This window comes from Rothia sp. ZJ1223 (genome assembly GCF_016900985.1).
In the GTDB taxonomy this organism is placed as follows: domain Bacteria; phylum Actinomycetota; class Actinomycetes; order Actinomycetales; family Micrococcaceae; genus Rothia.
The window spans coordinates 236382-248758 of record NZ_JAFEUT010000001.1; the positions used below are offsets into that span (position 1 = coordinate 236382).

General features: G+C 55.5%; 10 protein-coding genes. 3 read left to right on the forward strand and 7 right to left on the reverse strand.

Features of this window, described 5'->3' with window-relative positions:
* Positions 1-66: 66 nt before the first annotated feature.
* Positions 67-603: a hypothetical protein gene (locus JTP09_RS01075; RefSeq protein ID WP_204876103.1), complete on the reverse strand. Its 537-nt coding sequence runs from the start codon at positions 601-603 to the stop codon at positions 67-69.
* A 124-nt stretch (positions 604-727) separates the two neighbouring features.
* Here JTP09_RS01075 and JTP09_RS01080 point away from each other — a divergent pair, with 124 nt between their 5' ends.
* Positions 728-3325, forward strand: a complete 2598-nt coding sequence (locus JTP09_RS01080) for an RNA helicase (RefSeq protein WP_204876608.1) — start codon at positions 728-730, stop codon at positions 3323-3325.
* 90 nt (positions 3326-3415) lie between these two features.
* On the opposite strand, the gene JTP09_RS01085 is transcribed toward JTP09_RS01080, so the two are convergent.
* Positions 3416-3712: a hypothetical protein gene (locus JTP09_RS01085; protein WP_204876105.1), complete on the reverse strand. Its 297-nt coding sequence runs from the start codon at positions 3710-3712 to the stop codon at positions 3416-3418.
* Positions 3713-3994: 282 nt separating this feature from the next.
* Positions 3995-4573, reverse strand: coding sequence for a hypothetical protein (locus tag JTP09_RS01090; protein WP_204876108.1), 579 nt, complete (start codon positions 4571-4573; stop codon positions 3995-3997).
* Positions 4574-4680: 107 nt separating this feature from the next.
* Here JTP09_RS01090 and JTP09_RS01095 point away from each other — a divergent pair, with 107 nt between their 5' ends.
* Together JTP09_RS01095 and JTP09_RS01100 are read left to right on the forward strand one after the other, a co-directional pair.
* Positions 4681-6087, forward strand: coding sequence for an alpha/beta fold hydrolase (locus tag JTP09_RS01095; protein ID WP_204876113.1), 1407 nt, complete (start codon positions 4681-4683; stop codon positions 6085-6087).
* 92 nt (positions 6088-6179) lie between these two features.
* On the forward strand, positions 6180-7454 hold the full coding sequence (locus tag JTP09_RS01100) for a hypothetical protein (protein WP_204876114.1): 1275 nt from the start codon (positions 6180-6182) through the stop codon (positions 7452-7454).
* A gap of 54 nt (positions 7455-7508) precedes the next feature.
* Here JTP09_RS01100 and JTP09_RS01105 read toward each other — a convergent pair whose 3' ends face one another.
* The 4 genes from JTP09_RS01105 to JTP09_RS01120 form a co-directional block, all read right to left on the reverse strand.
* Entirely contained in the window at positions 7509-9296 is a 1788-nt protein-coding gene (locus JTP09_RS01105) for an ABC transporter permease subunit (RefSeq protein WP_239478541.1), read from the reverse strand.
* Between the two features lie 118 nt (positions 9297-9414).
* On the reverse strand, positions 9415-10941 hold the full coding sequence (locus tag JTP09_RS01110) for an ABC transporter substrate-binding protein (RefSeq protein WP_204876115.1): 1527 nt from the start codon (positions 10939-10941) through the stop codon (positions 9415-9417).
* Between the two features lie 39 nt (positions 10942-10980).
* Positions 10981-11655 (reverse strand): ATP-binding cassette domain-containing protein, encoded by a 675-nt coding sequence (locus JTP09_RS01115; protein ID WP_240333884.1) that lies wholly within the window; start codon positions 11653-11655, stop codon positions 10981-10983.
* Entirely contained in the window at positions 11652-12329 is a 678-nt protein-coding gene (locus tag JTP09_RS01120; protein ID WP_204876118.1) for an ATP-binding cassette domain-containing protein, read from the reverse strand. The genes JTP09_RS01115 and JTP09_RS01120 overlap by 4 nt, the downstream gene beginning before the upstream one ends.
* Positions 12330-12377 lie beyond the last annotated feature (48 nt).

The following is a 12377-nucleotide window of genomic DNA, read 5'->3' on the forward strand; positions in this document are numbered from 1 at the left end:
TGCCGCAAAAACGAACAAAAATTGCGCTGAATACGCACTTAGTATACAAGGTATCGATCGTTCCCTTTATTGCGCGGCATTGCGGTCGCGCCTGATGCGTTCTTGTACCTCGGCGTTGGAACTAACGATAAATATTTTCTGTTTGGCAGAAAGCAGGGGGTGCTTTTTGATCCGTTTTTCAAGCAGAGAGTAAATAGCTGCCTCGTCTTCGGGTGATACATGGGTAAGGGGTTCGCTGAGAATCAACACATCGGTATCTTGAGCATAGGCGCGAGCAAGGTTCAGGCGCTGTGCCAGGCTCTCCTGTTCCCGCGCGTCTATCCCCTGCGTTTGAGATTCCTCTGCTTCACGTTCATCTAGGGCAACCAGCTGCCGTAACTCTGTTTTCTCGGCATCGTTCAGGGGCAGGGCGTCAATGAAATCTTCATCAGTGGACGCGGTGGCTTGCGCGTCAATCACCAGGATGCGAGTGCCCGGCTGATCCTGCTGGAGACTGTAAGCTAGCGCCTGCGCGTACTGGTCGGCTGTCAGCGATTCATCGGCAGGGTTCTGATAAACCACCCGGTGGTGGGTCTGAAAAGGGGTGATACGGGGGTATTCCATGGTTGTAGCTCCCTTTGTAACGGCGTGGAAAGTGTCGATTTCTTAGTTTAGAGCGAAATGAGCGGCTGATAGCGTCTCAACGGTCAAAGGTTGAGGCATTGTGGGCGGTACAGTAGGTAACATCATGAATATTCTTGAGTACCTCTCACCCAAACTGGCAAAAAACGAAAACCACTATTTTCGCGGGGACTTCGCGTCGAACCCACTCAGTGGCGATGAAATCTACGAAAACTTTCTAGAGTGGATTGCCACTCGCGGCATGGAGCTCTACCCTGCCCAGGATGAAGCTGTACTCGAAATCGCCCAAGGTAATAACGTCATCCTGGCGACCCCCACCGGTTCGGGTAAATCCACCGTTGCTGTTGCGGCGCACTTCACCGGGTTAGCTACGGGCCAGCGCTCTTACTACACTGCCCCCATCAAGGCTCTGGTCTCTGAGAAGTTCTTTGATTTAGTGGCGATTTTTGGTGCGGAGAATGTTGGCATGGTTACCGGTGACTCCTCCATTAACGCCGATGCACCGATTATCTGTTGCACCGCCGAAATTCTGGCAAACGTGGTCTTGCGCGAAGGCAAAGACGCCGATGTGTGCCAGGTTGTCATGGACGAGTTCCACTTCTACTCAGACCCCCAGCGCGGTTGGGCGTGGCAAGCGCCACTGCTTGATTTGCCGCAGGCACAGTTTCTGCTGATGAGCGCGACCCTCGGTGATACCAGTCGTTTCGAACGTGAAATGACCGAGCTTACCGGACGCCCCACCGCCCTGGTTACCTCCACCACGCGCCCGATTCCCCTGCACTACTACTACTCCACCGACACCGTGCAAGAAACAGTCGAGGAGCTGGTCTCTACCCGGCAGACTCCTATTTACATTGTGCATTTCAGCCAGTTGCAGGCAATTGACGCCGCCACTGCCCTGCTCAGTATCTCTATTGCGTCCAAAGAAGATAAAGAGCGCATCAATGACTTGCTGGCAGATTTCAGATTCATGCCGGGCTTCGGCAAAACCCTACAACGCCTGGTCAAAAATGGTATTGGCGTCCACCATGCCGGTATGTTGCCCAAGTACCGCCGCTTGGTCGAGCAGCTGGCGCAGGCTGGGCTACTCAAGGTTATCTGCGGTACCGACACCCTGGGTGTAGGTATTAACGTGCCTATTCGCACCGTGCTCATTACCGCTTTATCTAAGTTTGACGGCAACCGTACCCGCCGCCTCAAAGCCCGCGAGTTCCACCAGATTGCAGGACGCGCCGGACGCGCCGGTTTCGATACCGCAGGCACGGTGGTGGTACAGGCACCCGAGCACGATATCGAAAATGCCCGCCTCGAAGAAAAGGCACGCACCAAATTCGCGGGCGATGAGAAGAAAATGGCGCAGTCTTTGCGCGGCAAGAAAAAGAAACCTCCCCAGGGCTTTGTGGCATGGAGCGAAAAAACCTTCGACCAGTTGGTAGAAGCCAGCCCCGAACCACTGACGTCATCTTTCAACGTTACCCACTCCATGTTGCTCAATATCTTGCAGCGCCAGGGCGACCCCTTTGAAGCTGCGCGACTGTTCTTGCAAAACAACCACGAGCCGCCAGCTAAACAGCGTCAGCTCGTGCGCAAAGCCCTCGGCATTTACCGGGAGCTGTTGGCAGCAGGGGTTATCGAACGCTTAGCCGAACCCGATGAGTTTGGGGCGCGCGTCCGCCTCACCGTTGATTTGCAGGAGAACTTCGCCCTCAATCAGCCACTCTCACCCTTTGCGATGGCATCACTCTCGCTGCTTGATCCCGAGTCACCCAGCTATGCACTTGATGCGGTATCTGTGATCGAGGCAACCCTTGAAAAACCACGCCAGGTGCTCATGATGCAAGAGAAGAAAGCTAAGTCTGAAGCTCTTGCAGAAATGAAGGCTGAAGGCATGGAGTACAACGAGCGTATGAACGAGCTCGACAACATCACCTACACCAAGCCCCTTGAAGACCTGCTAGAACAGGCATTTGAAACGTATTCATCGTCTGCAGCATGGGTACGCGAGTTCGAGCTCTCCCCCAAGTCGGTGGTACGCGATATGTACGAACGCGCCATGGGCTTCGGTGAATACGTGCAGTATTATTCACTGGATCGCTCCGAGGGTATCTTGCTGCGTTATCTCTCTGATGCGTACAAGGCACTGCGTCAGACCGTGCCTCTCTCAGCTCTCACCGATGAGCTGACCGATATCATCGAGTGGCTGGGCGAAATTATTCGCCAGACCGACTCCTCACTGGTTGATGAGTGGGAGGCGCTGGCATCGGGCAAGAATTACCAGCCCAAGGAAGAAACCTTGGAGGAGCTGGTTGCTGAAAAGGCACCGTCCGTTCTTGATAATTCCCGCGCTTTCAAGGTGATGGTACGCAACGCCATGTTCCGCCGCGTGGAACTGTTCGCTGATGAGCGCGATAAGGTTCTGGGCGAGATGGACGCCGAATCAGGCTGGGATGCTGACCGCTGGGCAGATGCTATGGACGATTACTTCGACGAGTACGATGACGTATTCTTGGACGCGGACGCGCGCAGCCCGCGCCTACTCACCATCGACGATAAGGTCAGCGAGCACCCCGGCATCTGGAAGGTACGCCAGGTCATCTCAGACCCCGAGGACAACCACGACTGGGCAATCACCGCCGACATCGACCTGGACGCCTCCGAGAAGGCTGGTTCGCCGGTGGTGAAGGTCGTGAGTGTGGGTAGCTAACTTTTTCTAAACCCCGCGAGAGGACGGATGTACATCATTTCCCCGCCGAAATTTGATGCGCATCTGCACTCTCGCGCTTGGTGCAAATTTTTAGCGGACGTTGAGCGCAATCAGCGCACAACATCCAGCCCATATAAGCGATGCGAAAGTTCCGACAATAAATTTTTCGGCTGCTAGGTGTCCAGATTCTATGTCAGGGTACCGAGCTAAACCTTTAATGGCTACGATGACTGCTAATAGGCTTGTTTGACTGGTGACAAGAGCCATAACAACAGCTAAACGTTCGAAAATTCCAATCAGCCTACCGCCGCCGTCCGCTTCACGATGAGGTTGAGGTTGAGGTTTTATAAAATCAGCTGTGAGCTGTAAAAACCCTACACGTCCCACACCCGTTCTTCACCACCGGGGCTCTCTGCAGCAGTTGCCTTCAGCACCCCACATAGTGGGCAGCCGGGACTGAACCGCCCAGCGCGCCCACCATAACAGCCAAAGTTCTAGCTGCCCCTAGCTCCACTTCATTCAAAGACGGTACTAAAGCTGAGAAAAACAGGGTTACTAGCAGAAGCACAATCATTATCCAGCTCTTAAACCCGTTGATATTATTCGAACGGTTCCACAGCAGCGAAAGACCAAGAGTAGCGCCAATGAAACCATCAGTACTATATACATCTACTGATCTTCCTCTAAAAGCCCCGCAAGTTCTTTAATGATTCTGCGGCTTTCTTGCCATTTACCCTGCTTGAGTAATCTACTGACAGCAGACTGGTAAGTGCCGAGCTGCTCAGCGATAGCGGTTTGGGTTATACCCTCCTCATAGAGTTCGCCCACCTCTTGCCGGGAGTCGCTACGCTCTTCTTCTAAACCAAGAACAAGTTGCAGGCTTGCTTCAATCAGCCCCGCGTATTTACCGTCACTCTCATAAGCAACATGCCCCGAAGATTTCTTGGCACGCTCAACCGCTTCCCTAACGTTAATATAAGCCTCGCCCTTGCCTTCGCGGGCGTTCTTGAACGTAGGTTCATCAATTGCGCCTTTGCCGATACCGATGTGCCAAAATCCCTGTCGACTCAACAAAAGAGAGGTTGCTAAGAGCGCTTGAACATCATCGAAGACTGCCTGAGCTTCACCACCCGCAGTGCGCTGAAATGGCAACAGTGGCTTTCCAGTCTCAGATTTTCCTTCCCCCAGCTCTAGCAATAGGGGTATGGCGTCGGGGTTGTTTGATGAGTTTCTTTGGTCCACTGTCATAACAAACAACTGATGCAGAACTGCCCTCTCGCGATTAAATAATCAGCACCCCGCCCAACACACAGGCGGTAGAGTGGTTTCTAACACTTTCATCTGTTAGGAGCCCCATGACTGCCCCTCACCTTGCTGGCGCTACCCTGCCCGCCCCCGCGCACTTGCCCGGCGCGTCCTACACTCTTGTCGGCTACGAAGTCACCGATCACTGGTTCACCGTGCCGCTGACCCACGGGCTGATTTTTGGTAAAGATAAGGACGCGGCAACCGAGCATCCGCTGGCGCACGAAACTATCACGGTGTTCGCCCGCGAAATCGTCAATACTGACAAAACCCTAGCACTACCGCCAGAAAAACGCCCCTACATGGTCTATCTACAGGGTGGACCGGGTTTTGGAAGCCCGCAACCGCTCAATGACGGCGGCTGGGTAGGTGAGCTGAGCAAAACCCACCGCCTGGTGCTGCTTGACCAGCGTGGCACCGGCAACTCAAGCCCGTTGAGCGTTAAAACCCTTACCGGTCGAGGAGACACTCAGGCACAGGCACTGTATGCCGAGCTTTTCCGCGCCGATTCAATCGTTGCCGATGCTGAGGTCGTCCGGGACTTTCTGCTCAAAGATCGCAACGATCAGCGATGGTCTACGATGGGGCAGTCCTTCGGTGGCTTTTTGACACTCAGCTATCTCAGTTTCGCACCGGAATCCCTCAAAGACTGCCGTATGACCGCGGGTCTTGCACCCATCCGCGCTCACGTTGATGACGTGTATCGCCACACATACGCACGCATGGCTGAGCGCAATAAAGAATTTTTTGAGTGGTACCCGCAGGATGCTGAACTTGCCACCCACATTGCCGATCACCTGCGCAAGCACACGGAAATTCTGCCCACCGGTGAACGACTGACCCCGCATCGTTTTCAGATGTTTGGTCGTTACCTGGGCGGTAACTCCCGTGTACACGGGTTGCACTATGCGCTACAGTCAGCTTTCGCGGAAGGTGATGACCACCTTTCCGAGCAGTTTCTGCGAGCAGCCGGCGACATCACGAGTTTCTACGCCCAGCCGGTCTACGCCCTGTTGCACGAGGCTATCTACGCTGATGGGCAGGATTCCCCTTCCCCAGCACCGACCAACTGGTCAGCGGCACGGGTTGCCAGCGAGTTACCCGAATTTGCCCCTGACGCCCAGCAATTACTCTTCACCGGTGAACATATTTTCCCCTGGTATTTCGATGAAGACCCTGCGCTGACTCCCCTGCACGATCTTGCCCACCTTTTAGCGGGCAAGGGCGACTGGGGCAGGTTGTACGATCACGCCCAGCTGGCTGAAAACCAGGTGCCACTGGTAGCTGCCGCCTATGAACCGGATGTCTACGTCGACTATCAGCATTCCCTCAAAACCGCTGATTTTGTAGGCAATACACAGGTGTGGAGTTCTCCCACCCACCACCACGATGGTCTATCGGCTGATGGTGTGATGATTCTCCGCAGGCTAGAGAACCTCTTAGCTAACCTTTCCTAGATTCATCGAGTAACATAGGGACATCTAGTCACCGGCTATCTTCAGAGGGAAGGTTGATAGCCGGTGTTGTTCTTACCATGTCAGGGGAAAATATGGTGACCCGTTCGCAGTTTTTAGGGGGCGGTGCTTTAGCTATGCTGGCAACCGCTTTGAGCGCCTGCAGTGCTGAGGGCTCTGAACCTCATGCCTCTGAGCAGACGGGGCAGGGCACGTCCGCCCCCTCACCCCTTCAGGAAATTGCCTCGCGCCTACTCATGGCAACCGAGCACGGTGTGGTCGCTGACGCGGTGACGCCCATCAACACCAGGGTCAATGAGCTGATCGGTCAGCTGACAGCAGCCGGTGGCGGCACTCTCATTTTTCCGCCAGGTATTTATGCTGTTGATGCCAGCGGCATTGAACTGGGTAATCAGGTCACCATCATGGGCATGGGCGAGGCAACCCAATTTCTACCCGTGGGTGACTGGCATGAACCGGCGGGTGTCTTCCGCATTGGTTCGCCCACCTCAGCCAACGCTGAGCCTGTCTACCGGACAGGTCTGTTTGACCTCAGTATCAAGGGCGGCGCTGACCCCAACGAACACATCGAACCGCGCGCCAACGTCATTGGCATCTACTACAACACCTACAACGGAGAAAGCCCGCTTGACCCCGATGCAGCCCACCGCATCGCAGGGCTTACGCTCTGGGACCTCGACACGGGCATAGTGCTCAAGGGCAAAGATGACCAGGGCATGACGGTAGAGCGCGTGCGCGGACGCCGTTTTCTCAACGCAGCCCTCATGGTCGGTGAAGAGGGCGTAACCGGTGGAGCTGACAACATGTTCTCCATGATTGACCTCTCCTCAGCCAACCGCGGCATGGGCCAACGAGCGACGGTGGAGGTTTACGCGTCCAACACTTCTTGGTCGCAGGTGAAGGTCTGGTACTCTAAACGCCCCGTTGAGCTTGAGGGTGATTCCCCCAGCGGTGCAGGCTTCTTCGTTAAAGGCACCCGCAACACTTTTAGCCAGTGCGACGCTCAAGATAACGGCGGGCACGGTTTCGTCATTAAGTGGGGCAATAACAGTTTCACGAACTGCGTGGCTGATTCTAATGGCTGGGCTGAGAATCTCTCTGGCAGTGCTAAAGCCGGTGAGGCGCACGGCTTCCACGTTTCTCAGGACGCGCCGGGTACCCAACTTATTGGGTGTATGGCTTTTGATCGTCTGCCCGATTCTCCCGGTCAAGGTACGGGTTTCTGGGTACACGAGAAAAATACCAGTACCGTGCTCATCGGCAATGCCTACAACAACGTGGGTGAAAATGTGGTGGCGCGCGGGTTGCCGCGTGAGCACCTGCTGACTGTCAGCGGTAAGCAAAAATAAAAAATGAAAACAAAAAAGATCCGCCCCTCTCTCGCAGAGAAAGGGGCGGATTTTTTATCGCTGTTTACGCACGCCTGCTAGGGCAACTGCCAACACCGAAATGAGAATCAAAGCCGAAGCGGGGGCTGCGGTAACCCAGGGTGCTCGCTCCACGTAGTCGATACCTTCTGACAGTAGCAAGCCCCATTCAGGTCGGGGCGGACGCGCGCCGAGACCCAGAAAGCCGAGGGCAGCAAGCGAGAGGGCAACGCCGGGCAGTCGCAGCATCCCGTGACGCAGCAGCGGACCAATCATCGCCGGAACAATGTGAAAGAGCCAGATCTCAAAGGGTTTAGCACCAACCAGGGGTAGCCACCGAATATGCGCGGATGCTTTGGCTTCTTCGATCAGAGAGGCAGCGTGGCTGGCTAGGGGTGGCCAGGTCACCCACAGCACAGCCACGGTTGCACCGTAGATGGAAGGACCAGTCAGCGCCGCAATAATAACGCCAGCAAGAATAGGCGGGGTGGCGTTAGCGATTTCAATGGGTCCGCGTACAGCTTCACCCAAGAAGGAAAGCAACGTGCCGATAATAATCGCCAGCAGAACGATAACAAAAGCCGGAATGAGTGTTTCGAGGGCGCCGTTAGCAACACGAGCCAACACGTCGCGTCCGCTGGGATCAGCACCAAACGGCAGACCTAATGAGGGCGCCTCAATACGCTCGTGACTACTGCTGTAAGCATCGCGGAACAAGCCGAAGAGCAGCATCAACACCAGCAAACCACCCGAGACGCAGGCGGTAATGATAGAGACCTTCGGGTTGTGTTTAGCTTCGGGAGGCGGTTGCAAAGAACCAGCTGGCAAACGTCCGCCCGAGAGCAACAAACGCGCACCCGATGTTGCAGCCCCCAAACCCACCGCAATCAAAGCAATAAGCAAAATACCTGCCTGCAGCGCAGGAATATCCTGGGACTTAGCAGCGCCCAAGAGATAGCGACCAATACCGGGAATAGCGAAAACCTGCTCCACAGCAACAGCGCCCCCCAGCAAACCGATGAAGACCAAGCCTACTTGGTCAATAATCGAGGTCAGTGCCCTGCGATAAACACCGCACAGAATTGTTCCCGGTCGAGCACCGGCAAGACGCCAGACCTGTACCCATCGTTCATCGGCGACACCTGAAATAGCATCTGCCATCAGACGACCCATGAGCCCCCCAGCGGGCAACCCCAAAGCTAAAGCAGGCAAGATGGCAGTATCAAGCCCCGTCCAACCGTAAGGTGGCAACCACTGTAGCTGAACGCCCACAATCACCAGCAGGGCGCTCGCTAGCAGAAACTCAGGCATCGCGGTTAAGGCAACGCCTACCGGGCCCGAACCCTTCTGCGGCTGGCCTTTGAGCACACGCAAGGACGCAGGAGTGATAAGGGCAATCAGGGTGCTAAAAGCAACGACCAGGGCAAAAACTGTCAGGGTCAAAGAAACACCCAGAGCACCAAAAGCACCGGGGCCAACCTCACTGCCACTCACCCACGAATGCCCCAAATTACCTTGGAACACCTCTTTCCACCAGGTCAAGCTAACAGCCAGTGGACCGCGGTCAAGTCCCAACTGTTCACGCACGGCAGCCAGCGCCTCGGGTGATGGCTCAAGCTCTGCATAGCGGGCGCGCAAAATAGCAGCTGCCGGGTCAATGCGGGACATCCAGGGTAGCGCACCAGCAACCAAGAGCAGCACTACACCGCAAACTAACCGTGAAGCTAAAGCGATGAGGGCGCTACGGGGTATCCATCGCTTTTTGCCGGTCGGCGCGAGCTGTGCCGCTAAGGACGTACGGGGTTCGGTGGGTGTGGCTGACAACCTTTTACCTTTTCGATAGGTGGTAGGCACTCATCATGAAATCTAGCCGAAAGCCTGCCCCGAGGTTCTTTCAGGGCAGGCAAAGGCGTGAGTGGTGGGCAAGAAGCGGTCTGTAAGACTACTTGTCGATGCGGGTATCTGCAGTGACCAGCATACGTTCACGGGGGTCACGAGCAGCAGCGCGAACACGTTCTGATTCACCCTGGAAGACGCGCTCGTGCAGAAGCGGAATAGCGGCGTCGGTAGAGAGAATTTTAGCTTCGGCAAGTGCAATTGCTTTCTGGCGCTCTTCACCGGGCTTGGTTTCGGTTGCCTTCTTAATAGCTGCATCTACACCTTCATCGCACAGCTGCGAGATGGAGAAGCCGCCCTCACAGCTGAAATCAGCGGCGAAGTAGGCTACGGGGTCACCGGAGTCAAGAACGGTTGCGCGAGAGAGAATGAAAGCGTCGAATTTACCTTCGAGCGCGTCCGCTTCGATGTACTGGTACTCACGGACGTCCTGCTCAACGACGAAGCCGGCAGCTTCAAGCTGCTGTTCAATCAGCACTGCAACCTCGGGCAGTTCGGTGCGGTCGGTGAAGGTGCCCAAGCTAATCTTGATGCCCTCACCCCGTGCCGGTTCGCTGCGTCCTTCAAGGATCTGCTTGTATTCATTGTTATCACGCTGACCTGCGGCGTAAGGCAATGCTGGGCCGAGCAGACCGGCAGCTTCGTCCGCGTGATCTTCATAGGCTGAAGCAATAATTTGGGCACGATTAATCGCCTCACGGGCAGCCGCACGAACAGCGGGATCAGCGAAAGGACCAGACTCAGTATTAAGGTAGAGAGTATTGGTGCGGGGCATCGGAACCTCAGTGAGACGCTCAGCATCAATTGATGCTGCCTGACCCACCGGAATTGACTCAACAATATCAGCGTCCCCAGTACGTAGGGCTGCCGCACGAGCGGTTCCATCGGGCACGAACTTCACATCGATACCGGCTGCCTGAGCCTTTTCGCCCCAGTAATCGTCAAAGCGATCCAGAGTTGCACCGCTGACGCCATCTACTGACTTAATGACGTAGGGGCCGGTGCCCGTGCCCACAGGATCAACAGTCTGGTCTTTATAGGCTGAGGGGGCAAGAATAGCCAGCTGGGGGCTAGAAAGACGGTTGGGCAACAAGGGGTCAGGTTCACCGGTCTTAATGTGAACGATGTACTCACCCTCAGCGGTCACAGTCATCTCAATACCATTGAGAATACGCGGGGTAGGGGTCGCATCAATAGCGCGCTGCAAAGAGTTCACAACCGCCTCAGCGTTGAGTTTCTCACCGTTGTGGAATTTTACGCCCTCGCGAATGGTGAAGTGCCAGTTCAAATCATCGGTCTGCTCCCATTCAGTTGCCAATGCACCCAACGCATTCGAGTTCTCATCAAGAGTCACCAAGGTTTCAGCCGTTGACCAACGAGAAAGCTTAAAAGCATCATCGCTCAAAGGGGTCAGGCCAGAGCGAGGGGGCTGCATATGGGCAACAGAAATGCGCTCGCCGTTAGCGCCGCTTTTACTGCCGGTTTCGGTAGATGAGAAGCAACCGGTGAGACCGAATACACCTGCAAAAGCAAGCGCTGCCAAAGAGATTGCGCGATTATTTCGCTGTTTCATGGGGTTGTGTCCTTATATCTATCAGAGGTATGAAGATGCCTATGCGTGCTGGTGAGCGCTGGTGAGAGTCAGAAGATGATCACACCGGGAGGCAAAGTAGGGGTCGTGGGTAACGACCAAGAGAGAGGTCTGGGCATCGTGGGTGAGCCGCAGAATCGAATCAATGACGGTGTGAGAGGTTGTCGTATCCAGAGCGCTGGTAGGTTCATCCGCCACTATCAGTACCGGTTCGGGCACCAGCGCACGGGCAATGGCGGCACGTTGCGCTTGCCCACCAGAAATCTGATGCGGACGCCGTTCCAGCAAAGACGCATCGAAGTTCGCCTGCTCCACTGCCTGGCTAATCAAGGCCTGTGCATCGGCATCAGGTCGAAGCCGCTGAGCGGCGTGTTCCAGTGAGCGTCTGATAGTCCAACGAGGCACAAACGACGCTTGGGCGTCCTGAGGCACGCTTTGCACCAGATGCCGCCGCCTACGCTCGGGTGAAGTGGACGTGTCTGCCCACAGGGAACCCTGCACCGAAACCGTGCCAGAATCCGGTTTTACCAGACCTAAAATAACGTTCGCCAAGGTTGATTTGCCAGCACCCGAACGACCGGTGACAGCTAGGCTTTCCCCCGGAGCAACTACCAAACTAGTGGGGGCAAGTGCGGTGAACTCGCTGCGTCCCTGGATCATGGTGACCGAAACGTCGGTCACTTCAAGAGTGTTCACGCTGCTATTCCCCCTGTTTCTGCAGTCATTGAGGTCATGACACCGCGATGAACTTCAATGCGCCGCCCGTCCACACGCTGCGCCACCTCGGGGTCATGGGTGGTCAACACCAGAGTCTGCTGCGAGGAAATAACCGACAGCAGAAGGTCGAGTGTCTGGTCGCGGGTCTCATGGTCAAGGGCGCTGGTGGGTTCATCGGCAACAATAAGTTGAGCATCAGCAAGCACTGCGAGAGCAATCGCCACGCGCTGCGCCTGCCCGCCCGAAATCTCAGCTGGGCGGCGGCGTCCTACATGGTGCGGGTCAAGCCCCACCGCACGCAGAGTTTCTTCAACCCGGTTTTTGGGCTGACCGGTAACCTGCTGTAGCTGTCGAGTGATTTTATTGAGCGGGTGCAGAGCCTCGATACCGCGCTGGGGAATAAAACCGCAGCAATTATAGGTTCGAGTGATAGCACCTGTGACGCCCAGTGCCGGGCTAGTGGTTCCTGCCAAGAGTGAGAGCATGAGAGATTTACCGCTACCGGAATCGCCCGTCAGCACTACTCGCTCCCCCGCATTAATAATTAGCGAGGGAACCTGCAACAGGGTCTTGCGCTCTTTATCGAGGGTCGTGACCGCAATATCAGCAAGTTTAACCAGCGACTGGTGAGAGGAAATATTCTGTTCGACCATGTAGAATCTCCCTCGTCCACCTCAAATAAACCGCTAATGATAATCATT